Origin of the sequence: Streptomyces sp. NPDC050509 (assembly GCF_044457965.1) — a bacterium.
Classification (GTDB): Bacteria; Actinomycetota; Actinomycetes; order Streptomycetales; family Streptomycetaceae; genus Streptomyces.
The window spans coordinates 134,419-160,271 of the sequence record NZ_JBITHL010000016.1 but is presented as its reverse complement, the minus strand read 5'-3'; the positions used below and the strand labels follow the sequence as shown (position 1 = coordinate 160,271).

Sequence of the window (25,853 nt, the reverse complement as noted above, 5' to 3'; positions counted from 1 at the left end):
CCGGGTCGGCGATCGCAGCAGCGTTGGCGGCGGTCGGAGCGCTCGGGGCATGGCTGCTCCTGGGCACCGGTGAGAGCTCGACGCCCTGTGCGGGCCTGCTCGCGGACCGGCGTGTTCAGGAAGCACTCGGCAAGGGCAGCCGCCCCGGGATGAGCTGTGCGGACCTCGGCGAGGCCATCCGGATGGCGACCGTCGCCGACTCGTCGGGCCGGCACACCTCCGGGCAGGCCCTCGCCATGAGGAGAGTGCTGCCCGCGCTCGCCGAGGACGTCGAGCGGCGTGCGGACCGCACGCTCGATCCCGGTCTCCGTGCTCCCGTGGCTCACGCGCTGGCGGACTACGCGGGCGACGTCCATGCCCTCCTCGGTGCCGGAGACGCCGAGTACGGACGGAACGGCGCTTCCTCCGCTGGCCCCTGGGGCAGCGATGACGGCTACCACATGGCCGTTCCCCGGAACGAACTGCTCCACGTGGTGCGCGCGGTGTCGGACGACCCGCTCGCCTACGTCGCCGTGCGCGACGCGCAGACCCTGCGCGCCTCCGCGGCACTGGCGGACGTGACCGAGGGCGCCCGTGGCTTCGGCCTGTCCGCTCCCGTGTCGAGCAGCGCACGGGTGCTGGCGACTCTGGACGCCGTGGCGGCGGACGTGCTGCGCAGCCGCGACAGCGAAGAGGCGAAGGACTGGCGGAGCACGGTGGTGGCGAAGCTGGAGGACGGGCCGGTCCAGCCGGCCTCGTACGCGGATGATCCCGTCCGCCACCTCGTGGGGACATGGAGGTCCGCGTTGCGCTCCGCCAAGGGCGAAGACGCGTTCCCGGCCCTACGGGAACAGGGTGTCCGTCTCGTGGAGATCTGGTCGGTGGCCAGGAAGACGGACGACAAGACGCTGAACGGCCTGGTGCGGACCGGCCGCGCTGCTGCCGATTCGGCCTACGACGACTCGCTCCGCTCGCTGGGGTGAGTGATCCGCCGGTACCGGATGTCTCTTCAGGCATCCCTTCAGATGGCCCTCGAAGGAATCCGCGACCGCCCGGAGAAGCCGAGCGGTCCTGTTCCAGCTCTTCGCAGTGACGCCGCGACCAGCCTCGGATGAGATCGACGTTCCGTGCCCGTACGTATGCCGCGCTCCCGACGCGCGCAATGGTCGGCCGCTGTCGTGCCGACTGTTCTCGCCCTCGTCGCCGGGCTGTTCCTCACCTTCGAAACCCATGCCTTCGGCCCGGAGAAGGTCTGTCACGGCAGGCTGTCGGCCGACGACTTCCAGCGGGCCTTCCCCGGAACGGGGCGGCTGACCGGCGAGGACGCCGGAGAGGCTCGACGTTGCACGGTCGAACGGACGGCCGTCGGACCGGGCACCGGCGACGTGCGGTTCTCGCTGGAAGTCCCCTCGGAGAGTGCCGCGTTCCCCTTCGAACGGGGCACCTGTGCGAGGGGCGCCACCGACTACGGATACCTTGGTCTGCGACTCCGTACCGTGACGAAGAAGGGGAGGCCCCTGATGGGTACTCAGCAGGAGAAGGACGAGCTGTACGCGCTCGACATCAGTGGCGTGGAGTGGCAGGGCGCTCCCGGCACCAGTCCGGACGAGGAGCGGGTGGAGATCGCCTATCTCCCGGGCGGGGCCGTCGCGATGCGGTCGTCGATGGACCACGACACCGTGCTGCGGTACACCGAGGCCGAGTGGCGGGCGTTCGTACTCGGGGCGAGGGACGGGGAGTTCGACCTGAAGTGAGCCGGGAGCCCCGGTAGGGCCGGAAGGCGGCCGGAGGACGGCCGAGGGGCACGCCCGGTACGGTGCGTGCCCCTCCCCGTGTTTCCCGGCCGGGACCGGTCAGTACGCCTCGGTGAAGTACCGCGACGCCTTCACGTCGGTGGCGCGGTACCCGTCCTTGCCGCTCTCGATCAGCTTGGCGACCTTCTCCAACTGATCCCTCATGTGCGTGGCGTTGCCCTTGTACTTGCGCTGGAGGGCCTCGTACTCCCCGTGAGCCTCACCGTCCCAGGTGTCGGTCACCACCTTGAGCGCCTGGTCCATCTCTTCGAGGTCCTTGATGATGTTCTTCGAGACCGTCCGGATGCGGTTGGCCATCTCCTGGACGCTCTCGTACCGAACCCGGGTGCCCGGATCTGTGCCGGCCATGCTGTTCTCCTCGATATGTGGTCGATCGGCCGTACGGCCGCGAGCGGGTCGGTCGTGTCAGATGTTGTTGAGACCCGAGGTGTTCTGGGCGGCCTCGGTCCTGGCGGCCGCGAACTGGGCCCGGACCTCGTCGTCCTGCTCGTTGCTCAGGTTCTTCGTCTGGCCGACGGCGTTCTCCAGGACGCTGAGCAGACGGAGGATCGCGTCGTGATCCTCGTTGATCATCACCTGGGCCGAGACGAAGCCCGAGGCGCCGACACCCGTCCATCCGGCGCTGACCGTCGCGATGATGTCGGCCAGCTCCCTGGCCTGCTTGGAGACCTGCTCCTTGGTCTCCGTGATCTTGGTCTTCGCCTGGACGATCGGGTCGTCTGAAAGTCCGAACCCACCTGCGGGGCTGCTCATCCGGAGTCCTATCTATCGGTTCCCGGCCCGGCACACGCGATCGCCGCCGGGCTTCTTCTCTTCGCGCGCGCCGCAGGAACCGGCCGTGGTGTGTGCCCCGGACGTTCCCGTACGTACGTCGCGCTTGCCCCCGTGTCTCAGAAGAGGGGGAAGCAATGGGTGAGGATGGATTTCCCGTCGGAAGGGGCGGTACGCCTCGCTGACCGGAGGGCGGGAATCCTCTCCGCCGTCCAGCATGTCCCCCGCCATGTCAGGTCCCCCATGACCCCCGTCGACCCCATGGGCTTCATCGCACTCGTGAAGCCACGGTCACTTTAGCCATATCCCCTCCCGGCCCCAACACCGGTTTCGGGAGAGAGATCGACTTCACTCGTCTTCACTCGCCGGAACTCGTCGCACAGCGGGGCGGCACCGTACGGCGCCGTCTCAGGTCCGCCGCCCTTCAGGTCCGCTGTCCTTATGATCCGCTCTCTCAGGCCCGCCGTCGTGGGCTCCGGCGCCGTGAGTCCCGCCGTCGCAGGTCCCGTAGCACCGTGGCCGATCCCGCGACGACCGCGACGAGCACTCCGCCGATCCCCAGGGCGTACGTGGCGTACCGTTCCGACCGCTCCTGGGTCGTCTCGGAGAGCGCGAGGTGCGCGGGCTCGGGCGCGGGCGCCTTGGGCGGGCCCGCGTCGGGGCGCGGGGACTCGGGCGCGCGGTCGTCCTCGGTCAGCGCGCGGAGCGGGTCGACGACACCCCACCCGACGAAGTCGTCATGGCCGTTGACGCTGCGTTCGGCGGTCTGCTCGATCTGCGCGACGATCTGGTGGGCCTTCCACTGCGGGTGCTTGGCGCGCAGCAGCGCGGCGACGCCCGCGACGTACGGGGCGGAGAAGCTCGTGCCGTTGTCGACGCACTGGCCGTTGCCGGGGACGGTGGAGACGATGTCCACGCCCGGCGCCGCCACCCCCACGAACGCGCCGGACTGGGAGAACGCCGCGCGTTCGTTGTTGCGGTCGGAGGCGGCGACCGCGAGGACGCCCTCGAAGGCCGCCGGGTAGGTGTTCTTGCGCGCCCCGTCGACCCCGTCGTTGCCGGCCGAGGCGACGACCACGATCTCCTGGTCGAGTGCGCGGCGTACGGCGCGCCCCAGGGCGGAGTCCTCCGTCAACGGCTTCGTCGTGTCCTGGGAGATGTTGATGACATCGGCCTTCTTGGCGATGGCGTGGTCGATCGAGTCGGCCATCGTGGTGTCCTGGCCGCTGTTCTTCTCGTCGTTCTGGCGGATCGGGATGATGGTGGCCTCAGGGGCCAGTCCGACGAATCCGGTGCCCTTGCGGGGGCGCGCGGCGATGATCCCGGCGACCTTGGTGCCGTGGCCGACCTTGTCGTCCGTACCGTCGCCGTCGGCGCCCTTCTCCATCTTCTTGGCCAGGAACTCGGTGCCCGCGGAGGTGTCGACGGCCTTCCTGAGCTGCCGGTTGGTGTTGTCGACCCCGGTGTCGATGACCGCGACGCGCACCCCCTTGCCCTTGGTGTCCGCCCACAGTTCGTCGAGTATCACGCGCTGGAGGGGCCAGGGGGTGCCCTCGATCTGCTTCTTCATCGGGAACGAGCATTCGCCGCTGCCGTTTATCCCGAGGCTCCAGGACGCCGCTCCAGGCCCCTCTGCGGGCCGTTGTGCGGCGTGGGCAGGGGGGAGCGCCGTCAGTCCCGTCAGGGCCGTCACGGCGGCCACCAGGGCGGTTTTCACGCGTACGTGAGGCAGGCGCAGGTGAAGCATGCGTACGTGAGGCATGCGTACGTGGGGCATCTGCGGCATCGGGTCCCGGTCCTCCCTCACGAGCCCTGCGGCTGGCGGGCGCTGTTGGTGTCGAGGCGCGGCCCCTTCGACAGGAACTCCGACCAGGCGATCGGGACCAGGGCCGGGGTGACCTTCTCGTAGCCGAGCCTTATCTGTGCCTCACTGGGCTCGGGGCGGCCGTCCTGCTGCTCCTGCCGCTCCCCGGTGCCGATGTCCGAACGCGCGGCGTCGCTGTCCCCGTTCGCCTGAACCGCGTACCGCAGTCCTGTGTCCGTCACCAGGAAGAGCGAACCGTCGGGGTTGGTCTGCCGCCCTCGCACCTGCGTGTAGAGCAGCCCGCTGCCCGGGGTGACGTACGTGCTCGTGCCCGCCGCGGTGATGTCCGCGGGGTACGCCGCGCCGGCCCAGGTGGACAGGGTCGCGCGGCCCTTGTCGTCGACGGATCGGAGCACGCTGCACACGGTGTCGCGGGCGCCTTCGCCGCTCTCCGTGTTGACCTGGGTGGCGCGCCGCTCGGGCCAGCGGTTCTCCGCGCCGAAGGTCTCCGTGTCGGGGGTGATCGACTGCGCGTCCACGGTGTCGGCCTCGCCGCCCATGTCCAGGTCGCCGGTCTGCGGGGAGTTGATCAGCAGCCAGGCGGTGAACTCCGACACCGGCTGGACCTTGCCCTGGAGGACGACGTAGTGCTGCGGCCCTGCGCCGGTCTGCGCGAGCAGCACCTTCCCGACCCGGTCCTGCTCCTCGGTGAGCCCGCCGCCGGCGCCCGCGTCCGAGGCGACCTGTCCGGGGACCTCGGGGAAGTCGACGGAGCTGCCGGTGTGCAGCGTGGCCAGCCAGTCGTCGGTCACGGACTGCGGCTCCCGGTCGCCGACGAGCGCGCGGGTGAGGTTGTCGCTCGGCTTGTCGCGGACCAGGTACTTCGTACCCTTGGCGTCGACCAGATAGCGGGCCCCCTTCTGGCCCTTCACGTACAGCACCTGCGCGCCGGTCAGCCGCTGCCCGCCGTCCGTCCTGGCGAAGTCACGGTCGGCGAAGAGGAACGCGGCCTTCTGTACGCTGCCGCCCTTGCCACCGCCCGGCTGCTCGCAGACGGCCCACCGCTTGGGCTCGGCCGCCTCCGTGTCGCTGGGGAGCCGGTCCGGGGCGTACGGAATGCCGAGGACGGGGCCGCGCGGGGGCTTGCCCGCGTCCAGGATCTTGTCGGGCACCTGGATGACCGCGAACTCCTTCGGAGTGAGCAGGAGTCGCGCCGACGCCAGGTTCAGCACGGGGTGGAGGAGCGTCTCCTTCTGCTTCCCCTTGCCGGTGCTCAGCACGACGTAACGGGTGGTGGAGTCCTTGCCGACGATCACCTTGGTGTCCGGCTTGGCCCAGTCCTTGGGCGCGGTGGGCTTGAACATCCCCCACGCCCCGAACCCCGCCAGGATCAGCGCGCCGACGATCAGGCCGGGGACGACGGCGCGCAACGGTCTGGGCGCGCCCTCCTCCGCGGTGGTGGCCGAGGGTTGGAGAAATGCGGCCACCGTGCGCTTCTTCGCGAAGGTGTACGCGTTGAGCTCATCCCGCCGTGATGCCATGAGTCCCCATCGATGAAAAAGGCTCGGTCGCCCCCGGGGGCAGGGCACGTCGGCATGGCCCCCGGGCCCTGCCTGACTGTCGGACCGGCCCCCTACTATGCCTGTAGGCCGGGCGTGGTGGTGGGGCGGGTAGGCTGACCGAGCTGCCAACACCCTGGTCGGCCAGGGTGATCGGGACGAATTGGGGGGTTTCTCCATCATGGCTTCAGCGACGCAGACGCGGCCTGCCGCGACCGCGCCGTCCGCCGTCGCCTCCCCAGGCCAGGCGACGCCCGGACTGAAGGCGCGGCCAGGGCATTTCGGACCTTTTCGAATGCAACAACTCGTACTGATCGAGCTGGCGGCCGCTCTGCTGCTGGTGGCGTGGGTGATCAGTCCCCTGTTGCTGGTCCCGGCCGGTGTGCTCGCCGCGCTGCTGGTGCTGCTCGCCCTGGTGCGCAGGCACCGGCGCGCGCTCCCCGACTGGCTCGCGACCGCCCTCGCACTGCGCGCCCGGACGCGCAGGGCCGCCTCCCTGGTCGTTCCCGCCGGTACGGAGCCGGGGCTGGCGCCCGCCGTGGAGTGCGACCCGGCGCTGCGTACGTACGCGTACAGCGACCGTGACCGGCGCCCGGTCGGGATGATCGGCGACGGTACGTTCCTGACGGTGGTGCTCCAGGTCGAGTCGGACGCCACAGCGCTGCGGCCCGACCGCTCGGCCAGGCCGCTGCCCGTCCGTCTCGTACGGGACGCGCTGGACGTGGACGACGTACGGCTGGAGTCGGCCCAGATCGTGCAGCACACGCAGCCCGCGCCCGCCCCGCATCTGCCGGAGCAGTCGGTGGCGGCCCGCAACTACGCGCCGCTGCAGGCCCAGACGGGCTCCCCGGCCGTGCGGATCACGTGGATAGCGCTCAAGCTCGACCCCGAGCTCTGCCCCGAGGCGGTGGCGGCGCGGGGCGGTGGTCTGGTGGGCGCACAGAAGTGTGTGGTGCGCGCGGCGGACCAGCTCTCCAGCCGGCTGGCGGGGGCCGGATTCCGCGCGGCGGTGCTGACCGAGCAGGAGCTGACCGCGGCGATAGCCGTCTCGTCGTGCGCCAATCCCCTGGCCATAGCGCAGGCGGGACGTACGGAGACGCCCGTACGGCGGACGACGGAGACGTCGCGTACGTGGCGCTGTGACGACCGCAGGCACACCTCGTACTGGGTGGCGCGCTGGCCGGAGCTGGGCGGCGGCGGTGCGCCGATGCCGCAACTCGTCGCGCTGCTCACGTCGATCCCGGCACTGGCCACGACCTTCAGTCTCACGCTGGGGCGCGGCGAGCGGCAGGGGGTGACGGTCAGCGGACATGTACGGATCACGGGGCGCAGCGACGAGGAGCTGGTGACCGCCCGTCATGAACTGGAGCGCGCGGCCCGCGGGGTGAAGACCGGGCTGGTGCGTCTGGACCGCGAGCAGGTGCCCGCGATGCTCGCCACTCTTCCGCTCGGGGGTACTCGCTGATGTCCGTACCGACAACGGGGTCCGCGCCCGCATCGGCTTCTGGTGCGGGTCCTGGCCCTGGTCCCGGTCCGGCGGGGGCTGGCCCCGGTCCGGCGGGGGCGGGGGCTTCGATGCCCGCGATGATGCGGGAGCCGGTCAGGGGCCGGGGCAAGCCGCGGATCGGCTTCGGGCTGATCGGGCCGCGCCGTGAGCGCCACGCGCTCTCCGTCGACCAGTTGGAGGCGCTCGCGCTGCCGGTCGGGGACGACGGGGTGGTGATCGGCGTGGACGCGGGGAACCGGCCCGCCGTGCTCGGCGTCAACCGGCCCACTCCGTACGACATCACGCTGATCGGTGGCCTGTGGACGGCCCAGGTGCTGGTGCTCCGGGCCGCCGCGACCGGCGCGCGGATCGCGGTGGAGACGGGCCGGGCTCATGCCTGGACGGGGCTGGCACAGGCGGCGGGCGGGGGAACTCCCTGCATCTCGCTGCACGACGTGGGGCGGGTGCCGCCGCAGGGCGCCTCGGCCGGCAGCCCGGTGCTCGTGGTGCGGGACTGCGGGATGCGGCCGCCGCGCGGGCGCGTGGTGTCGGCGCCGTGGCAGTCGGTGCTGACGCTGCTGCCGTATCTCAGCCCGGTGGCGCCGCGGCTGATGGAGAAGTCGGCGCTCGTCGGCCTTCAGCGGGTGTCGCCGGACGAAGCGGTGCAGATCGGCCGGATCATGAGCCTGCCGCGTGCCGAGACCGAGGCGCTGTCGACGCTCTCGGACGGGGTCACCCTCTGGTGCACCGCGCGGGACCGGCAGTTCGTGATGACGCAGGCGACGGACGCCGAGACCGGATTGTTGGGCAGCGCGCGCCGGATGGACTGAGGCGGCGCCGTACCCGCACGGCGCTGCCCACCCGGCGCGATTCCACCCGTCAGCACAGGGGCGGATATGCCGATTCGACCGCCCTTGCACCGTTCTCATACTCCGGTGTGCCCGCCCCGTACGGGGCCGGAACCTCACGTTCCGCGCCACCGGGGTCACTTGGGGACAGGACGCGACGTACGGGGCGGGCGTTGACGGGGCGGTCCGCCCTGCCGTATCGGCACCGTTGGCGATTAGGGTGGGTGTGGGCGCGGGAGCAGAGAACCTGCGGGCAGACCGGCCGCGCCGTAAGGGGAAGAGCCGGGCGGACCGGAGTGACGGATTTCGGCCGCCCCCACCCACCACGGCACAAGGGTGCTCGACCACACCAGGAGGCAAAGTGAACGGCGATCGGGACGAGATCCGCAGCGGCTGGAACCGGCCTGCCGCGGACGATCAGTCCGACGCGGAGCCCGAGATGACGGGTGAGTTCACCATCGACTACACCCCGCCCGCCTGGTACACGCAGAACGCGCCGGGGGACACGACCGGTGGTGGTGCCACGAGCGCACCGGCCTTCACGAACTCTCCCCCGCCGCCCGGCGGCGCGCCCGTCGCGGTGCCGGGGCTGCCCGCCGGCGGGGGCTTCGAGCCCCACTGGGCGCCGCAGCCCCCGCCCGCACCGCAGCCCGGAACCCAGGCGCAGCCGACCCCGCCTCCGGCGCAGCCCGCGCAGCAGTCGGGGCCCGGGGCCGAGCCCGCTCGCGCCGCAGAACCGACGACTCCGGTGCCTCCGGCGCCTCCGGCGTCCGCGCCCGGAGCGCCGGAGCCGTTCGGCGGTGGCGACGTGGAGACCGGCGCGACGATGCGGTTCTCCCCGACGGCGCTGAAGCGCGAGATCGAGAAGCACGAGGCGGCGAAGAACGGTGCGTCCGGGACGGCGGAGACGCCGGGGTCGGCGGGGACGGCGGAGGCCGACGCACGGTCCGACGCCGACACGAGCCCGGAACCCGCCACGTACACGGCGCCGGACGCGGAGACCGGTGGGGGCGCCTCAAACGGTGCCACCGCCTCGGCGGACGTGCCGGACGCGGACGACGCGGTACACGGGGCGGCCGGTTCCGGGGCGGCCGGTTCCGGGGCGGCCGGTTCCGGGGCGGCCGGTTCCGGGGCGGCCGGTTCCGGGGCGGCCGGTTCCGGGGCGGCCGGCGCAGAGGCGGAGAACGCGAGCGCTCCGTCCGTGGCGCCGACATCCGTGGCGCCGACATCCGAAGAGGCATCCCCCGCCCCGTCCGCAGCGGACGACGGCGCGACGGCCGACGACGCCGCGTCCGACGGCGTTACGGCGCCGAACGCGGCGCGGGGTCCGGCCGAACCGGACGCGGAGCACGGCGCCGCGGACGTACCGGCACCGGAGGCGGCTCCCGAGCAGGCCCCGAAGCCCGAGGTCGCGTTCGACGCCACGTCCGAGGCCACGTCCGACGCACCCGACGACGGCGTCTCGGACGCGATCCCCGCGTCCCTGAAGGACGGGGCGGCCGACGAGCCCTCCGACGCGGTGCCCGTCGCCGAACCGGCGGACGCCGTGGCCGATGTCGCCGACGCCGCCCCGCAGGACGCGGTGCCCGCCGACGAACCGCAGGACGCTCCCCCGGCCCCCGCACCGGCCCAGCCCTGGGCGCCCCGGCCGGGCGCCGTACCGGGCGCCGGACTGCCGCCGCTCCCGCCCGCGTTCCAGCCGGCCGCGCCGGTGTCCGCGCCGCAGTGGCCCGTATCGGCGCAGTCCGCCGAGCAGTCCGCCCCGCCGCAGAGCCAGGCCCCGGCGGCCCAGGCGCAGCCCCAGCCCCAGGACCAGCCCCCGAGTGCGCCCCAGGGGCCACCTCAGGGCGCGCACGCGTGGCCCGCGCTGCCCCCCGCCCCGCAGCCACAGGGTGGCTACGGCTTCCCCCAGCAGGCCGGCCCGGCCGGCCAGGGCCCGTCGGCCGCCGCTGTACCGGCGCCGCCCACCCCCGTAGCGCCCGCGCCGCAGCCGCCCGCCGCGCTGCCGCCCGCGGCGTCCGCGCCGCCCACGGGCCACGCGCCGAGCTTTCCGGGCCCGAACGCCCCCGTACCGCCCGCCGGTTACGGCTTCCCGCAGCAGCAGGGACACCCGGGCCTCCCCGTCCCCGCGACCGCGCCGCAGCCGCCCGCGCTGCAGAGCGGCTACGGCTTCCCCCAGCAGGGCGGATACGGCTTCCCGCAGTCGGGCGGCCCCGGGCCGCAGCAGCCCCCGCAGGCGGGTTACGGGTTCCCGCAGCAGCAGGGCCGACCGGGCGCGGAGGCTCCCGTACCGCCGTCTCCGCAGGCGCCCCATCTCCCGGCCCAGCAGGCCGCCCAGCCGTCCCAGGGGCAGACTCCCCCGCCCCGGCCCGGCGAGCCGCAGCAGCTCCACCAGGCGCTGCCGCAGGCCGCGCCCGGTGCGCCGCCCGTCGACCCCCGTACCGGCGCGGCGTGGCCCTCCGCCGTCGCGCACGACCACCGCGAGCGCTCCGTACCGGGCGCCCCGCTCGGCTACACGGCGGCCGTGGAGCTGTCCTCGGACCGTCTGCTGCGCAACAACAAGCAGAAGGCCAAGAGCAGCCGCAATCCGTCCGGTGGTTCGCGCTTCAAGATCGGCGGGAAGGCCGCGGAGGCGGAGCGGCAGCGCAAGCTCGAACTGATCCGTACGCCGGTGCTCTCCTGCTACCGGATCGCGGTCATCAGCCTCAAGGGCGGCGTCGGCAAGACCACGACGACGACCGCGCTGGGCTCGACCCTGGCCTCCGAGCGGCAGGACAAGATCCTGGCGATCGACGCCAACCCCGACGCCGGCACACTGGGCCGCCGCGTACGGCGCGAGACCGGCGCGACCATCCGCGACCTGGTGCAGGCGATCCCGCACCTCCACAGCTACATGGACATCCGCCGGTTCACCTCGCAGGCCTCGTCCGGTCTGGAGATCATCGCCAACGATGTGGACCCGGCCGTCTCCACGACGTTCAACGACGAGGACTACCGGCGCGCGATCGATGTCCTCGGCAAGCAGTACCCGATCATCCTCACGGACTCGGGCACCGGTCTGCTCTACAGCGCGATGCGCGGCGTGCTGGACCTCGCCGATCAGCTCATCATCATCTCGACGCCCTCCGTGGACGGCGCGAGCAGCGCGTCGACGACGCTCGACTGGCTCTCCGCGCACGGGTACGCCGACCTTGTGCAGCGGTCCCTGACGGTCATCTCCGGGGTCCGCGAGACCGGCAAGATGATCAAGGTGGACGACATCGTGCAGCACTTCGAGACCCGCTGCCGCGGCGTCGTCGTGGTGCCCTTCGACGAACACCTCTCGGCGGGCGCCGAGGTGGACCTCGACATGATGCGCCCCAAGACGCGCGAGGCGTACTTCCATCTCTCGGCGCTGGTCGCCGAGGACTTCGTACGGGCGCAGCAGGCGCAGGGGCTGTGGACGGCGGACGGCCAGCCGCCGCCGCATCTCGCGCCACCGATGCCGGGCTACCAGGGCCAGCCGATGCAGGGTCAGGTGCCGGGGCAGGGGCCGCAGGGGCAGGCGCCGTACGGGCAGCCGCCGCAGGGCCCGCCGTACGGGCAGCCGATGCACGGTCAGCCGCCGTACGGGGCGCCGCACCCCGCGCAGGGCCTGCCGCAGCCTGGACAGCCGGTCCAGGGGCCCCCGCAGGGCCAGCCGTATCCGCCCCAGCAGTACCCGCAGCCGCCGGTGCCCCAGCAGGCCCAGCCCCAGCAGCAGCCCCCGGCGTACCCGTACCCGCCGCAGCAGCAGTACGGCGCGCCGCAGCCGGGGCCGGGCGTCCAGCAGGGGTGGCAGCAGTCCCCGCCGCCCCAGGCGCAGAGCCCCGCGAACCCCGCGGGACCGCCGCAGTCTCAGCCCGGAGGGCCCGCCCAGCCGGACGCGTACGGTCTGCGCCCCCCGCACGCCCCGCCGCACACTCCGTCGGCGGACCCGTCGGAACAGCCCGACGCACAGCGCCCCGTACCGCCGGCCGGGTGGCCTCAGCAGCAGCCCCCGGCAGCACCGCCAGCGTCTCAGCAGTAGGGCGTCAGAGGTAGAGACCAATGAGGGGCCGCACCGTCTTCACGGTGCGGCCCCTCAGCGCATTCCCGCAGACCACACGGGGTTTGGGCGGCCGTTGACGCGGCCGTGAAGCGCTGATAAACCTTCGCTTCACCAGTTGACGAACCAGCATCAACCCGGCTTCTCCGTACGAGTGATAACACGAGGTCACCGTCCCATGGTCGAAAGAGTTCCGCCGCGTACGCCGCGGCAGGCCGCGCCCCGGCCCTTGCACCGGCCCGAACCCCGCCCCGTACGGCAGCGCCGCCGTCCCCGCCTCCGTCACCTTCTGGCCTCCGTCGCCGCCTCCGCCGCGCTCGTGGCCGGATCGGTGGTCCCGCTCGGGCCGCTGCTCCCCGCGCCCCAGCAGGCCCGGGCCGCCGACGGTAAGAACGTCCTCACTGTCGCGGTCAGTCAGAGCGTCGACTCGCTCAGCCCGTTCCTGGCGCAGCGACTGACCAGTACCAGCATCCACCGACTGGCGTACGAGTACCTCGTCAACTACGACCCCAAGGACGCCCGTCCGGTCCCCGGCTTCGCCACCGCGTGGAAGTCGTCAGCCGACAAGTTGACGTGGACGTTCACCATCCGTGGGGACTCGAAGTGGTCCGACGGACAGAAGGCGACGTCCGAGGACGCCGCCTGGACGTTCAACAAGATGATGACGGACCCGGACGCCGCCACCGCCAACGGCAGCTTCACCGCAAACTTCGAGAAGGTCACGGCGCCCGACCCCGCCACGCTGGTCGTGAAGCTGAAGAAGCCTCAGGCGACCATGACGGCGCTGGACGTGCCGATCGTGCCGAAGCACATCTGGGAGAAGGTCGACGACTTCTCGAAGTTCAACAACGACAAGACGTTCCCGATCGTCGGCAACGGTCCCTTCGTCATCACGGACTACAAGGTCGATCAGTACGTCAAGCTCAAGCCCAACAAGGACTTCTGGCGCGGCGCACCCAAGTTCGACGAACTGGTATTCAAGTACTACAAGGACGGGGACGCGGCCGTCGCGGCGCTCCAGAAGGGCGAGGTGTCCTTCGCCTCCAACCTCACCCCGGCCCAGGCCACGGCGCTGAAGAGCGCCAAGGACATCAAGGTGAACAACGCCCCGGGGCGGCGCTTCTACGCGCTCGCCACCAACCCCGGCGCGCGGTCGAAGGACGGGAAGAAGTTCGGCAACGGGAACGCCGCGCTGCTCGACCCTGCGGTGCGCAAGGCGCTCTTCCAGGCCGTGGACCGTGGCACGATCATCGACAAGGTGTTCCAGGGGTACGCGGTCGAGGGCCAGGGGTACATCCCGCCGCGCTTCGCCTCGTACTTCTGGCAGCCCTCGGACAGCCAGAAGATCGCGTACGACCCGGCCGCGGCGGCCGGCACGCTCGACGCCGCCGGCTACCGCAAGAACAGCGCCGGCAAGCGTCTGGGCAAGGACGGCAAGCCGCTCGACCTCCGGATCCTCTGCCACGCCACCGATCCGAACGACAAGGCGATCGGCAAGTACCTCCAGGAGTGGTGGGGCACGCTCGGCATCGGACTGAAGGTCGAGTGCCTCGACAATGTCTCCGATCCGTGGATGGCCGGTGACTACGACCTCGCCTTCGACGGCTGGTCCGTCAACCCCGATCCCGACTTCGTCCTCTCCATTCACACCTGCGGGGCACTGCCCGCCACTCCGAAGGACAGCGGCGCGACCGACAACTTCATGTGCGACAAGCGGTTCGACGAGCTGTACGCGCAGCAGTCGGCGGAGTACGACACCGCCAAGCGGGCGGATCTGGTCAAGCAGATGGAGTCGCGGCTGTACGACACCGGGTACATGAACGTCATGGCGTATCCGAACGCGGTCGAGGCGTACCGCACCGACCAGATCAAGTCGATCACGACCATGCCGGAGGCGGCCGGAAACATCTGGGGCCAGGACGGCTACTGGAGCTGGTGGTCCGCGGCGCCCGCCGACGCCGGCGACGGCTCGGAGGGCTCCTCGTCGACCGGTGTGCTGATCGGGATCGGCGCCGTCGTGGTGGTCGCCGCGGCGCTCGGGGGCTTCTTCATGCTGCGGCGCCGGTCCACCGTGGAAGACCGTGAATAACTCATGAGCACCGCGAGCACGCCCGGTACGGTGCGGGACGCGGCGGACGGCCCGGTCCTCGCCGGGCCGTCCGGCCCCGCCGCCCGCGCCGCCTCGGGCACCAGGACCGCGTATCCGCTCTATGTGGCGGGGAAGCTGGGCGGGGCGCTCGTGTCCCTCTTCGCCGTCCTCGTCACGAGCTTCTTCCTCTTCCGGATCATCCCCGGTGACCCGGTCAAGGCGATGACCCACGGGGTTCCGACGTCCGCCGAGCAGTTGGCGACGCTGCGCCGGCAGTTCGGTCTGGATCTGCCGCTGTGGCAGCAGTTCACCGACTACTGCGCCAAGGCGCTCAGCGGCGATCTGGGCACCTCGTACCAGTTCCACGCGCCGGTGGGCGAGCTGATCGTCCAGAAGCTGCCCGCGACACTGCTGCTCACGGGCGTCGCCGTGGTGCTCTACTCGGCGCTCGGGCTCTGGCTCGGTACGCGCTCCGCGTGGCGCAACGGCAGCCTCGGCGACCGGCTGAACACCGGCGTGGCGCTCACCCTGTGGTCCGTACCCGCCTTCTGGCTCGGGCTGCTGCTGATCATCTTCTTCTCGGTGGGTATAGGGCCGATTCCCGGGATGTTCCCCACTGGTGGGATGGAGTCGGGTGACACGACCGGCTTCGCGTACGTCGCGGACGTGGCGCACCACATGGTGCTGCCGGTGACCACACTGGTCGCGGTCGGCTACGCGCAGACGCTGCTCGTCATGCGGTCCTCCCTGCTGGACGAGATGGGCAGCGACTATCTGACGACGGCGCGCGCGAAGGGGCTGCGGGACAACCTCGTACGCCGCCGGCACGCGGTGCCCAACGCGATGCTGCCCACCGTGACGATGGTCTTCATCAATCTGGGCCATGTGGCGGCCGGTTCGATCCTCGTCGAGACGGTGTTCTCCTGGCCGGGCCTGGGAGGGCTGTTCTACTCGGCGCTGAGCGTGCCGGACCTGCCGCTCGTCCAGGGGCTGTTCGTCGTCTTCGCCGGGGCGATGATCCTGATGAACCTCCTCGCCGACCTGTTGTATCCGCTGCTCGATCCCCGGGTGGGCCGATGACTGTGGAAAAGACCCCGCCGACGCCGTCTGTCCCGCCCAGGTCGGCCTCGTCGTCCGATGGGGCGCCCTCGGGTGCGGGGCCGTCGGACGCGGCGTCGTCCGACGCGGCACCGTCCGCTTCCGCGCTCGCCTGGGCCCGGCGGCGCGGCTCGGTGGCCCGCTTCTGGGCGCAGTACCGTACGCACCGTACGGGGCTCTTCGGCCTCGCCGGACTCGCCCTCATCGCGCTGCTCGCGCTCCTCGCCCCGCTGCTCGTCGGCGGCGACGTGGCGAGTGTGACGGATGCCCCGGGAACGGCCCTGGAGAAGCCCAGCGGCGCGTTCCCGCTCGGCACGGACCAGTTCGGCCGGTCGCTGCTGGGGCTGCTGATCTGGGGCGCGCGGGTCTCGCTGACCGTCGGTCTGCTGGCCGCCGCGCTCTCGGTGGCCATCGGTACGCTGGTCGGCGTCATCGCCGGGCACTACGGCGGCTGGTTCGCCACCGTGGTCATGCGGATCACGGACTGGTTCCTGGTGATGCCGACCCTGGTGCTGGCCATCGTGCTGGCGACGGTCATGTCCCGGTCCATCTGGACGGTGATCCTGGCGATCGGCGTCACGAGCTGGCCGACGACGGCGCGGCTGGTCCGGGCGCAGACGATCGCCGTCGAGTCCCGCCCGTACATCGAACGCGCCCGCGCGCTCGGCGGCGGGCACCGCCACGTCATGACGCGCCACGTGCTGCCCAATGTGATGCCCCTGGTCCTCGCCCAGACGACGCTCGGCATCTCCAGCGCCATCCTTACGGAGGCGACGCTCGCCTTCCTCGGCCTCGGCGACCCGATCATCATCTCGTGGGGCGGCATGCTCCAGGACGCGCGCGAGGCGGGCGCGGTGTCGTCCGGACACTGGTGGTACCTGGCGCCGCCCGGTATCGCGATCGCGTTCGTCGCGCTCGCCTTCACGCTCTGCGGCCGGGCGATCGAGGCCGTGCTCAACCCGAAGCTGGGGGTTCCCCGTTGACCACCACGACAAGCGTGACACCGCAGGCGGGCGCAGGGGGCGCCGTCAGCCTGCTGGAGGTCAGGAACCTGCGGGTGACGTACGGTACGGGGCCCGGCGCCGTGCCCGCCGTACGGGGCGTCGACCTGACCGTCGAGGCCGGCAGCAAGCTGGGCATCGCGGGCGAGTCGGGGTGCGGCAAGTCCACGCTGGCCCTGGCACTGCTCCGGCTGCTGCCGCCCGCGGCGAAGCTCTCCGGGGAGATCCTGCTCGACGGCGAGGACGTCCTCACCATGAAGTGGGGCCGGCTGCGCGCCGTACGGTGGGCGGGCGCGTCGATCGTCTTCCAGGGCGCGATGCACTCGCTCAACGCGGTGCACCGGATCGGCGACCAGATCGCAGAACCGTTGCTGCTGCACCGGCGCGTCACCCCCGGCGCCGCGCGGTCGCGCGCCGCCGAGCTGCTGGAGCAGGTCGGGCTCTCGGCCGCCCGCGCCGACGCGTACCCGCACGAGCTGTCCGGCGGCCAGCGCCAGCGCGTCATGATCGCGATGGCGCTCGCCTGCGATCCGCGCCTGATCGTCGCGGACGAGCCGACCACGGCGCTCGACGTGATGATCCAGGCGCAGATCCTGCGGCTGATCGAACAACTCGTCGCCGATCAGAACATCAGCCTGCTGATGATCAGTCACGACCTGGCCGTGCTGGCGGACACGTGCGACCGGCTCGCCGTGATGTACGCGGGCCGGATCGTCGAGGAGGGCCCCGCACGGGGCGTGTACGACGCGGCGGAGCACCCGTACGGTCGCGCCCTCTCCGCCGCGTTCCCCCGGATCGGGGACCTCGCGTCGCGCCGTGCGCCGCGCGGGCTGCCCGGCGACCCGCCGGACCCGGCGGCGCTGCCGTCCGGCTGCACGTTCCATCCGCGCTGCCCCGTCGCGCTGGACGCCTGCGCCCACGACGACCAGGCGCTGCGCGACGTGGGCCCCGGGCGGCGCGCGGCGTGCGTACGGGCGGGCGCGCCGATCGCCGCCGGCGCGGCGGAGCCGCTGCTGTGACGGGCGCCGTACGCCGCACCGTGGGACGCCCCGTACGCCCCGTACGCCGCGTTGCGCGCCGCCCCGTACGCCGCGCAGTACGCCGGGTACGGGGCATGGCGAAACGTATCCGCACCGCACCCTCCGAGCGCCCCGCCAGGCGCCGTCCCTCTCGTACGCGCCGTACGGTCCGGCAGCGCACCCCAGTCGTCCGTACGGCCGCCGGACGACCTTCTCCCAGGAGCCAGCCATGACGACCACCCCCGCGCCGTCGGTGCCCCTGCCACCGGCGCCGCTCCTCTCCGCCGCCGGGCTGAGCGTGACCTTCCAGGGGCGGCGCGGCGCCGCGCCCGCCCGCGCCGTCGACGGGGTCGACCTCGACATCGCCCCCGGGGAGATCGTCGCCCTGGTCGGCGAGTCCGGCTGCGGCAAGACCACCCTGGCGCGCTCGCTGCTCGGTCTGGTGCCGCCCACGGCGGGCGGGGTCACCTTCGCCGGGGAGCCGCTGGGGTACGGCTCACGCGCCCTCAAGGCGTACCGCAAGCGCGTCCAGCTCGTGCTCCAGGACCCGAGCGGGTCGCTCAACCCACGCCACACCGTGTACGACGCGGTCGCCGAGGGTCTGCGGATCCACGGCTACCCGGGCGACGAGCGCGCCGCCGTCGCTGAGGCGCTGTCGCGCGCGGGGCTACGGCCGCCCGAGCGCTTCTTCCTGCGCTACCCGCACGAGGTGTCGGGCGGGCAGCGCCAGCGCGTCGTCATCGCGGGGGCGCTGGTCCTGAAGCCCGAACTGATCGTCGCGGACGAGCCGGTGGCGTCCCTGGACGCCTCCGTACGGGGCGAGATCCTGGCGCTGCTGCTCTCATTGCGCGACGAACTCGGGCTTTCCGCGCTGGTGGTGACGCACGATCTGGGGCTCGCATGGAACATCGCGGACCGGGTGGCCGTGATGTATCTCGGCCGGATCGTGGAGACGGGCCCCGTCGAGGACGTCCTGACGGCGCCTCAGCACCCGTACACGCAGGCGCTGCTCTCCGTACTGCCCGAGTCGGACGGCACTCCGGTCGTCCTCACGGGCGAGCCGCCGGACCCGTCCCGGATCCCGGACGGGTGCCGCTTCCACGCGCGGTGCCAGGTGCTGGCGTCGGGCGCGGCGGAGCGCGCGGGGCTCGCGGACCGCTGCCGTACGGCGCCGCTGCCGATACTGACGGGCGGCTCGGGGGCACAGGTGGCCTGCCACGTCGCGACGGCGGGGCGCACGGCGGAGTGACGGGGCCGGGCGTCACGGCGCGGTGGCGTCGCGCGCCGTACGGCGCCGTATGGGACGGGTACGGGGCGGCATCACTGCGCCCTACCAGGCGGCATCACGGCGCCGTACGGGGCGGCATCACCAGCGGTAAGAAGCGCGTACGGCGCTACGCCGCGTCGTAGGCCTCCGTCAGGGCCCGCGCGCGCTTCACGTCGTCCCCCATGGCGTCGAGCAGCACCTCGATGGACTCGAACTTCCGCATGCCCCGTACGTACGAGAGGAAGTCGACCGTGACGTGGAGCCCGTACAGGTCCAACCCCACCCGGTCGATCGCATACGCCTCGACGCTCCGGTCGACGCCCTCGAACTGCGGGTTCGTGCCCACGGAGATCGCGGCGGGCATCCGCTCGCCGTCGGCCGTGAGCCACCCCGCGTAGACGCCGTCGGCGGGGATCGCGGTGTGCGGCAGGGTCTCCACATTGGCCGTCGGGAAGCCGAGTTCGCGTCCGCGCTGCGCGCCACGCACCACCACGCCCTCGACACGGTGCGGCCGGCCCAGGATCTCCGCCGCGCCCTCGACGTCGCCCTCGGCGACGAGGCGGCGGGTCAGGGTGGAGGAGAAGGGTTCCCCGCCGCCCGCCGCACCGCTCACGTACAGGTCGACGACCTCGACCTCGTAGTCGTACGACGCGCCCAGATCGGAGAGGACGGCGACATTGCCCGCCGCTTTGTGGCCGAAGCGGAAGTTCGGGCCCTCGATGACGGCGCGGGCGTGCAACTTGTCGACGAGTACCTTCACGATGAAGTCGGCCGGCGACAGTTTCGAGAACTCCAGCGTGAACGGCAGGATCAGCAGCGCGTCCACGCCCAGCCCCGCCATCAGCTCCGCGCGGCGGTGGTGCGGGGCCAGCAGCGGCGGGTGGCTGCCGGGGCGCACCACCTCGCTGGGGTGCGGGTCGAAGGTCACCACGACCGACGGTACGCCCAGCTCACGCGCCCTCTCGACGGCCCGCCCGATGATGAGCTGGTGCCCGCGGTGCACGCCGTCGTAGGAGCCGATGGTGACGACGCTGCGCCCCCAGTCCTGGGGGATGTCCTCCAAGCCACGCCAGCGCTGCACTGAGACCGCTCCTCGCCCGAACCCATGTACGTCATTTCCAGTTACGCAATGCTAAGACTGCCATGCCCCGCGCTCGCGCCCCCCAATGCCCCCGTGGTGCATTCCGTACGCCCCGCTGAAGGGGTGAAGGAGCGGTCCCGGTTGGACAGAGATCCTTCCCGGAGGGGGGCCGTGGGGCGGACAGGCAGGCCTGTCCGCCCCACGGCGGGAAATCCGGGCTCGCCCCGCGACGAGGCGATCCGCCGGAGAATCCGCCGAGGAACCGGCCGACGGATCGGCCGAGGACCGACGGGTCAGCCGAAGACCGCGAGGCTCTTCGCCTTGCCGTGCTGCTCCTCGACGAGCGCCAGGAAGCGGCCCTGCGGGTCGAAGACGGCGACCGGCCCCGTGCCGTACGCGGGCATGTCGAGCCGTACGCCGTTGAGCAGGAGCCCCGCGCGCCTCTCGTCCACGTCCCAGCGCGCGAACGCCGCGGCGGCGGCCTCGGCGACGGGCATGACGGTCAGCTCCTCCTGGAGCTGGTCAAGGGTCCGCGCGCCGTCCAGCGCATACGGTCCCACGCGGGTCCTGCGCAGCGCGGTGAGGTGGCCGCCGACCCCGAGCCCGGCGCCGAGGTCGCGGGCGAGGGCGCGGATGTACGTGCCCGAGGAGCAGACGACGGAGACGACCAGGTCGAGGACCGGGGTGCCGTCCTCCGCGACGGCGTCGCGGACGTCGTACAACCGGAAGGACGAGACGGTCACCGGCCGGGCCGGGATCTCGAACTCCTCGCCGCCGCGGACCCGCGCGTACGACCGCTTTCCGTCGATCTTGATGGCGCTGACCTTGGACGGCACCTGCATGATCGCGCCGGTGAGGGCGGCGATCCCGGCGTCGATGGCCTCGCGCTTCACGGCGGAGGCGTCGGTGGCGGAGATGATCTCCCCCTCCGCGTCATCCGTGACGGTGTCCTGGCCGAGCCGGATCGTACCGAGGTACTCCTTCTCGGTCAGTGCGAGGTGGCCGAGGAGCTTCGTGGCGCGCTCCACGCCGAGGACGAGGACGCCGGTCGCCATCGGGTCGAGGGTGCCGGCGTGGCCGACCCGCCGGGTCCTGGCGATGCCGCGCATCTTGGCGACGACGTCGTGCGAAGTGAAGCCCGACGGCTTGTCCACGATGATCAGGCCGTCGGGCGTCTTGTTCTGCTGTGTCATTCCGCGGCGGCGCCGTTCGTGTTGCCACCCGTGGTGCCGTCCGCGCCGCCTTCGGTCTCGCCGTCGGCCTCGTCGTCGGCGTCGGGCTTGCGGTACGGGTCGGCCCCGGCCGCGTAGGTCTTGCCGGTCGACACGTTCCGTACCTCGGCGTCCTTGGCGCGCGCCTTGTCGAGGAGGTCCTCGATGGTGCGCGCGTTGTCCGGGAGGGCGTCGGGGACGAACGCCAGCGTCGGGGTGAAGCGGACGCCGGTCTGACGGCCCACCTCGGAGCGGAGGACGCCCTTGGCGCTCTCCAGCGCCGCCGCGGAGGCGGCGCGCTCCTCGTCGTCGCCGTAGACCGTGTAGAAGACCGTGGCCTCCCGCAGGTCGCCGGTGACGCGGGCGTCCGTGATGGTCACGAAGCCGAGTCGCGGGTCCTTGATACGCCGGTCCAGGGTCTCCGCGACCACGACCTGGATGCGATCGGCCAGCTTGCGGGCCCGCGCGTTGTCGGTCACCGGTCCGTCACTCTTCCTTCTGGGATTCTTGCTGGTTCTCTAGCTGGTGTTCTTGCTGGTTCTCTTACTGCTTCGCCGACCGGGGCCCGGTGCCGGGCCTCGCCCCGTACGGGGCGTACGGGGCCTTCCGTACGCCCCATAAGGCCCCGTAAGGCCCCCGTACAGGTCAATCCTCGTCGTCGCCGTGGAGCCGGCGCCGTACCGACAGCAGCTCCACCTCGGGCCGGCCGGCGACCATGCGTTCGCACCGGTCCAGCACATCGGTGAGATGCGCCCAGTCGCCGGAGACCACCGCCAGACCGATCTCGGCCCTGCGATGGAGGTCCTGGCCGCCGGTCTCCGCCACGCTCACCGCGAATTTCCGCTGCAGCTCGGCGACGATCGGCCGGACGACGGAGCGTTTCTCCTTCAACGACCGTACGTCGCCGAGAAGCAGATCGAAGGACAGTGTCCCCACATACATGTATGTCCGGATGTCCCGCCGGTACGGGTTCGGAGGCCCTGCCGATGCTTGGCAGGGACACAAGAACCGTACACGGAACGGCCGGGGCCGATCGACGGAAATACGTCCCGTCGACCGGCCCCGGACCGGCTACCGCACGTCAGCCGCGCGGCTTCTCCCGCATCTCGTACGTCGCGATGACGTCGTCGATCTTGATGTCGTTGAAGTTTCCGAGGTTGATACCGCCCTCGAAGCCTTCGCGGATCTCGGTGACATCGTCCTTGAAGCGGCGCAGACCCTGGATGTTGAGGTCCTCCGCGATGACCTTGCCGTCGCGGATGAGCCGGGCCTTGGTGTTGCGCTTGACCTCGCCGGAGCGGATGAGAACACCCGCGATGTTGCCCAGCTTGGACGAGCGGAAGATCTCGCGGATCTCCGCCGTACCCAGCTCGACCTCTTCGTACTCCGGCTTGAGCATGCCCTTGAGGGCCGCTTCGATCTCCTCGATCGCCTGGTAGATGACCGAGTAGTAGCGGACGTCCACACCTTCGCGGTCGGCCATCTGCGCGGCACGCCCAGCGGCGCGCACGTTGAAGCCGATCACGATGGCGTCGGAGCCCATGGCCAGGTCGATGTCCGACTCCGTGACCGCACCCACGCCGCGGTGCAGGACGCGGATGTCGACCTCTTCGCCGACGTCGAGCTGGAGCAGCGAGGACTCGAGAGCCTCCACCGAACCGGACGCGTCGCCCTTGATGATGAGGTTGAGTTCCTGCACCAGGCCGGCCTTGAGGGCCTCGTCCAGGTTCTCCAGGGAGAACCGGACGCCCCTGCGGGCGAAGGCCGCGTTCCGCTCACGGGCGGCGCGCTTCTCCGCGATCTGCCGGGCGGTGCGGTCCTCGTCCACGACGAGGAAGTTGTCGCCGGCGCCGGGGACGTTGGTGAGACCCAGGACCAGGACGGGCGTGGAAGGCGTCGCCACGTCGACGTTGTTGCCGTTGTCGTCGAGCATCGCCCGGACACGGCCGTACGCGTCACCGGCGACCATCGTGTCACCGACGCGCAGCGTGCCGCGCTGGACGAGCACGGTGGCGACGGCGCCGCGACCGCGGTCGAGGTGGGCCTCGATGGCGATACCCTGCGCGTCCTGCTCCGGGTTGGCCCGCAGGTCGAGCGAGGCGTCCGCGGTGAGGACCACGGCCTCCAGCAGGCTGTCGATGTTCAGACCCTGCTTGGCGGAGATGTCGACGAACATGGTGTCGCCGCCGTACTCCTCGGCCACCAGACCGAACTCGGTGAGCTGACCGCGCACCTTGGTCGGGTCCGCACCCTCGACGTCGATCTTGTTGACCGCGACCACGATCGGCACGTCGGCCGCCTTGGCGTGGTTCAGCGCCTCGATCGTCTGGGGCATCACACCGTCGTTGGCCGCGACCACGAGGATCGCGATGTCGGTGGACTTCGCACCACGGGCACGCATGGCGGTGAACGCCTCGTGACCCGGGGTGTCGATGAAGGTGATCTTGCGCTCTTCACCGTTGACGTCCGTGGCGACCTGGTACGCACCGATGTGCTGCGTGATCCCGCCGGCCTCGCCCGCGACGACGTTCGTCTTGCGGATCGCGTCCAGCAGCCGGGTCTTACCGTGGTCGACGTGACCCATGACGGTGACGACCGGCGGACGGGACACGAGCGCTTCCTCGCCGCCCTCGTCCTCGCCGAACTCGATGTCGAAGGACTCGAGCAGCTCGCGGTCCTCCTCCTCGGGGCTGACGATCTCGATGACGTAGTTCATCTCGCCGGCGAGGACCTGAAGGGTCTCGTCGGAGACGGACTGCGTGGCCGTGACCATCTCGCCGAGGTTCATCATCACGGCGACGAGCGACGCCGGGTTGGCGTTGATCTTCTCCGCGAAGTCGGTGAGCGACGCACCGCGCGAGAGCCGGACCGTCTGGCCCTGGCCCTGCGGCAGCATCACGCCGCCGACCGACGGGGCCTGCATGGCCTCGTACTCCTGGCGCCTCTGCCGCTTCGACTTACGGCCGCGACGGGCGGGCCCGCCGGGACGGCCGAACGCGCCCTGTGTGCCACCACGGCCGCCGGGACCACCCGGACGTCCGCCGAAGCCGGGACGGCCACCGCCGCCACCGAAGCCACCGCCACCGGGACGACCCGGGGCACCGCCGCCACCACCGGGGCGACCGGCGAAACCGCCACCGCCGCCGCCACCCGGACGACCGGCGAAACCGCCGCCGCCACCGGGACGACCGCCACCGCCGCCACCCGGGCGACCGGGGCCGCCGGGACCACGGCCACCGCCGGGGCCACCACCGGGACGCGGGCCGGCAGCGGGACGCTGCGGCATCATGCCCGGGTTGGGACGGTTACCACCGGGGCCACCGCCGGGACCCGCGGCGCGCGGGGCCTGCGGACGCGGCATGCCGCCCGGGGTCGGACGGCCACCGGTCTGTCCACCGGGGCCGGCCTGCGGACGGGGACCGCCCTGACCGGCGCCCTGGGGGCGCGGGCCGCCGGGGGCACCGGGGCCGCCGGGACGCGGGGCGCCGCCGGGACGGGGCGCCTGCGGGCGCGCCATGCCGGTGGAGCCGCCGGACGTGAAGGGGTTGTTGCCCGGACGCGGGCCCGCGGGGCGGGCACCGGGACGCGGGGCCTGGCCGGGACGCGCGCCGCCGGGGCGGCCGCCCTGGCGCTGCTCGCCGCGCTGGTCACCCTGACGGTCACCCTGGCGCTGGTCTCCCTGACCGCCCGTGGGGCGGTTGGAGGGACGCGGGCCGGGGGTGGCACCGGGCCGGGGACCGGCGGCCGGGGCCGACGGGGGCGCGGTGAACTCCGGAGCCGCCGGGGCGGCGGGCGCCGGCTTGGCCGGGGGCCGCGGGGCGGCCGGAGCCGGACGCGGGCCGGGGCTCGGCGCGGAAGAGGGGGTGCTGCTCCTGGGGGCCTCGGCGGCGGCCGGCTTGGGGGCCGGGACACCGGGCTTGGGGGCAGCGGGACGTGCCGTCTGGGCCGGGGAGGCCGGAGACGGGGGGGTGGGCCTTGCGGGGGTCGCCTTGCGGGGCGCCCCGGGCTTGGCAGCGGACTTGCCGGCGTTGCCGCCGGGCCCCTGCAAAGCGTCAGTCAATTTGCGCACGACCGGCGCCTCGATCGTCGAGGACGCCGAACGGACGAATTCACCGAGTTCTTGGAGCTTGGCCATGACGACCTTGCTCTCCACACCGAACTCCTTGGCGAGTTCGTATACCCGGACCTTAGCCACTTCGCTCCTTTTAGGTCCGGGTTACCGCCGGACCGTCGCTACTTCATGGGCGTACTCATCGCGTACTCATCGAGTGCTCATCGCAATCTCGACCTACTTCCAACTCGCGAGGTACCTGAACCGCACGGGGACCCGTGCCGTACTTCTTCTTACAGTGCCGACTGCTCGACATACCGGCGCAGTTCCGTGCTGTCGAACGGTCCCTGGACCTTGAAGGCCCTGGAGAACGCCCGGCGGCGGATCGCCAGGTCGAGACAGATCAAGGCGGGATGCGTGTACGCACCCCGGCCGGGCAGCGTACCGCGTTGATCGGGAACACATTGTTCACCCATCGCCACGATGCGCAGCAGATCGCTCTTGGCCGCTCGCTCCCGACAGCCCACGCACGTTCGCTCAGGGCAGGGTCGGTCGCTCGTCCGGCCAGACACGTTCAAGTCTACCTCCCCGCGCCGACCTCACCCCTTTGGGGCAACGTTCGAACGCTCGCGTACACAAAAGGGCGTGACGGTGTACGGCGGGATCTCGCCGCCACACACCCGAAAGATCACACCCGGATCGTTACCGG

20 protein-coding genes are annotated in these 25,853 nt (G+C 72.0%); 10 read left to right on the top strand and 10 right to left on the bottom strand.

The window, feature by feature from the left end; all coding sequences use genetic code 11:
* The first annotated feature begins 23 nt into the window (after positions 1-23).
* On the top strand, positions 24-962 hold the full coding sequence (locus tag ACIBJC_RS34740; protein WP_399299437.1) for a hypothetical protein: 939 nt from the start codon (positions 24-26) through the stop codon (positions 960-962).
* A gap of 537 nt (positions 963-1,499) precedes the next feature.
* Positions 1,500-1,733, top strand: a complete 234-nt coding sequence (locus ACIBJC_RS34735) for a DUF397 domain-containing protein (protein ID WP_329822963.1) — start codon at positions 1,500-1,502, stop codon at positions 1,731-1,733.
* A gap of 99 nt (positions 1,734-1,832) precedes the next feature.
* On the opposite strand, the gene ACIBJC_RS34730 is transcribed toward ACIBJC_RS34735, so the two are convergent.
* The 4 genes from ACIBJC_RS34730 to eccB form a co-directional block, all read right to left on the bottom strand.
* Positions 1,833-2,141 (bottom strand): WXG100 family type VII secretion target, encoded by a 309-nt coding sequence (locus ACIBJC_RS34730; protein ID WP_329822964.1) that lies wholly within the window; start codon positions 2,139-2,141, stop codon positions 1,833-1,835.
* Positions 2,142-2,198: 57 nt separating this feature from the next.
* The gene (locus tag ACIBJC_RS34725; RefSeq protein WP_329822965.1) at positions 2,199-2,546 is read right to left on the bottom strand and encodes a WXG100 family type VII secretion target; all 348 of its coding nucleotides are present in this window, start codon (positions 2,544-2,546) and stop codon (positions 2,199-2,201) included.
* 472 nt (positions 2,547-3,018) lie between these two features.
* Entirely contained in the window at positions 3,019-4,311 is a 1,293-nt protein-coding gene (mycP, locus tag ACIBJC_RS34720; protein ID WP_399299433.1) for a type VII secretion-associated serine protease mycosin, read from the bottom strand.
* Positions 4,312-4,367: 56 nt separating this feature from the next.
* On the bottom strand, positions 4,368-5,909 hold the full coding sequence (gene eccB, locus ACIBJC_RS34715; RefSeq protein WP_399299430.1) for a type VII secretion protein EccB: 1,542 nt from the start codon (positions 5,907-5,909) through the stop codon (positions 4,368-4,370).
* Positions 5,910-6,108: 199 nt separating this feature from the next.
* Here eccB and eccE point away from each other — a divergent pair, with 199 nt between their 5' ends.
* The 8 genes from eccE to ACIBJC_RS34675 all read left to right on the top strand — a co-directional run bounded on the left by eccE (position 6,109) and on the right by ACIBJC_RS34675 (position 18,783).
* Positions 6,109-7,392 carry a type VII secretion protein EccE gene (gene eccE / locus ACIBJC_RS34710; protein ID WP_399299427.1) on the top strand — a complete coding sequence of 428 codons (1,284 nt, stop codon included), beginning with the start codon at positions 6,109-6,111 and terminating at the stop codon, positions 7,390-7,392.
* Between the two features lie 110 nt (positions 7,393-7,502).
* Complete coding sequence (locus tag ACIBJC_RS34705; protein ID WP_399299424.1) at positions 7,503-8,243, top strand: hypothetical protein; 741 nt, start codon at positions 7,503-7,505, stop codon at positions 8,241-8,243.
* 379 nt (positions 8,244-8,622) lie between these two features.
* Positions 8,623-12,309 carry an SCO5717 family growth-regulating ATPase gene (locus tag ACIBJC_RS34700; RefSeq protein ID WP_399299422.1) on the top strand — a complete coding sequence of 1,229 codons (3,687 nt, stop codon included), beginning with the start codon at positions 8,623-8,625 and terminating at the stop codon, positions 12,307-12,309.
* A 196-nt stretch (positions 12,310-12,505) separates the two neighbouring features.
* A complete protein-coding gene (locus tag ACIBJC_RS34695; protein WP_399299419.1) occupies positions 12,506-14,416 on the top strand; it encodes an ABC transporter substrate-binding protein in 1,911 nt (636 codons plus the stop codon).
* 3 nt (positions 14,417-14,419) lie between these two features.
* A complete protein-coding gene (locus tag ACIBJC_RS34690) occupies positions 14,420-15,496 on the top strand; it encodes an ABC transporter permease (RefSeq protein ID WP_399299416.1) in 1,077 nt (358 codons plus the stop codon).
* Positions 15,493-16,497 carry an ABC transporter permease gene (locus ACIBJC_RS34685; RefSeq protein WP_399299414.1) on the top strand — a complete coding sequence of 335 codons (1,005 nt, stop codon included), beginning with the start codon at positions 15,493-15,495 and terminating at the stop codon, positions 16,495-16,497. Before ACIBJC_RS34690 ends, ACIBJC_RS34685 begins: the two co-directional genes overlap by 4 nt.
* Positions 16,494-17,534: an ABC transporter ATP-binding protein gene (locus ACIBJC_RS34680; RefSeq protein ID WP_399299413.1), complete on the top strand. Its 1,041-nt coding sequence runs from the start codon at positions 16,494-16,496 to the stop codon at positions 17,532-17,534. Before ACIBJC_RS34685 ends, ACIBJC_RS34680 begins: the two co-directional genes overlap by 4 nt.
* A 229-nt stretch (positions 17,535-17,763) precedes the next feature.
* Positions 17,764-18,783: an oligopeptide/dipeptide ABC transporter ATP-binding protein gene (locus ACIBJC_RS34675; RefSeq protein ID WP_399299411.1), complete on the top strand. Its 1,020-nt coding sequence runs from the start codon at positions 17,764-17,766 to the stop codon at positions 18,781-18,783.
* 145 nt (positions 18,784-18,928) lie between these two features.
* Here the strand turns inward: ACIBJC_RS34675 and ACIBJC_RS34670 are convergent, their stop codons facing one another.
* The 6 genes from ACIBJC_RS34670 to ACIBJC_RS34645 all read right to left on the bottom strand — a co-directional run bounded on the left by ACIBJC_RS34670 (position 18,929) and on the right by ACIBJC_RS34645 (position 25,716).
* Positions 18,929-19,882, bottom strand: coding sequence for a bifunctional riboflavin kinase/FAD synthetase (locus tag ACIBJC_RS34670; RefSeq protein ID WP_399299409.1), 954 nt, complete (start codon positions 19,880-19,882; stop codon positions 18,929-18,931).
* A gap of 293 nt (positions 19,883-20,175) precedes the next feature.
* Positions 20,176-21,075, bottom strand: coding sequence for a tRNA pseudouridine(55) synthase TruB (gene truB, locus ACIBJC_RS34665; protein WP_399299407.1), 900 nt, complete (start codon positions 21,073-21,075; stop codon positions 20,176-20,178).
* Complete coding sequence (rbfA, locus tag ACIBJC_RS34660) at positions 21,072-21,572, bottom strand: 30S ribosome-binding factor RbfA (RefSeq protein ID WP_399299405.1); 501 nt, start codon at positions 21,570-21,572, stop codon at positions 21,072-21,074. Before rbfA ends, truB begins: the two co-directional genes overlap by 4 nt.
* Before the next feature lie 166 nt (positions 21,573-21,738).
* Positions 21,739-22,035: a DUF503 domain-containing protein gene (locus ACIBJC_RS34655; protein WP_329822977.1), complete on the bottom strand. Its 297-nt coding sequence runs from the start codon at positions 22,033-22,035 to the stop codon at positions 21,739-21,741.
* A 139-nt stretch (positions 22,036-22,174) separates the two neighbouring features.
* Positions 22,175-25,288: a translation initiation factor IF-2 gene (gene infB / locus ACIBJC_RS34650; RefSeq protein WP_399299403.1), complete on the bottom strand. Its 3,114-nt coding sequence runs from the start codon at positions 25,286-25,288 to the stop codon at positions 22,175-22,177.
* Positions 25,289-25,437: 149 nt separating this feature from the next.
* Positions 25,438-25,716 (bottom strand): YlxR family protein, encoded by a 279-nt coding sequence (locus tag ACIBJC_RS34645; RefSeq protein WP_399299515.1) that lies wholly within the window; start codon positions 25,714-25,716, stop codon positions 25,438-25,440.
* Positions 25,717-25,853: the final 137 nt, after the last annotated feature.

Coding starts and splice junctions, on each gene's coding strand:
- truB (WP_399299407.1), bottom strand. CDS start 21,075: ATGACACAGCAGAACAAGACGCCCGACGGCCTGATCATCGTGGACAAG.
- mycP (WP_399299433.1), bottom strand. CDS start 4,311: ATGCTTCACCTGCGCCTGCCTCACGTACGCGTGAAAACCGCCCTGGTG.
- ACIBJC_RS34695 (WP_399299419.1), top strand. CDS start 12,506: ATGGTCGAAAGAGTTCCGCCGCGTACGCCGCGGCAGGCCGCGCCCCGG.
- eccE (WP_399299427.1), top strand. CDS start 6,109: ATGGCTTCAGCGACGCAGACGCGGCCTGCCGCGACCGCGCCGTCCGCC.
- eccB (WP_399299430.1), bottom strand. CDS start 5,909: ATGGCATCACGGCGGGATGAGCTCAACGCGTACACCTTCGCGAAGAAG.
- ACIBJC_RS34705 (WP_399299424.1), top strand. CDS start 7,503: ATGCCCGCGATGATGCGGGAGCCGGTCAGGGGCCGGGGCAAGCCGCGG.
- ACIBJC_RS34675 (WP_399299411.1), top strand. CDS start 17,764: ATGACGACCACCCCCGCGCCGTCGGTGCCCCTGCCACCGGCGCCGCTC.
- ACIBJC_RS34685 (WP_399299414.1), top strand. CDS start 15,493: ATGACTGTGGAAAAGACCCCGCCGACGCCGTCTGTCCCGCCCAGGTCG.
- ACIBJC_RS34725 (WP_329822965.1), bottom strand. CDS start 2,546: ATGAGCAGCCCCGCAGGTGGGTTCGGACTTTCAGACGACCCGATCGTC.
- ACIBJC_RS34730 (WP_329822964.1), bottom strand. CDS start 2,141: ATGGCCGGCACAGATCCGGGCACCCGGGTTCGGTACGAGAGCGTCCAG.
- ACIBJC_RS34690 (WP_399299416.1), top strand. CDS start 14,420: ATGAGCACCGCGAGCACGCCCGGTACGGTGCGGGACGCGGCGGACGGC.
- ACIBJC_RS34655 (WP_329822977.1), bottom strand. CDS start 22,035: ATGTATGTGGGGACACTGTCCTTCGATCTGCTTCTCGGCGACGTACGG.
- ACIBJC_RS34735 (WP_329822963.1), top strand. CDS start 1,500: ATGGGTACTCAGCAGGAGAAGGACGAGCTGTACGCGCTCGACATCAGT.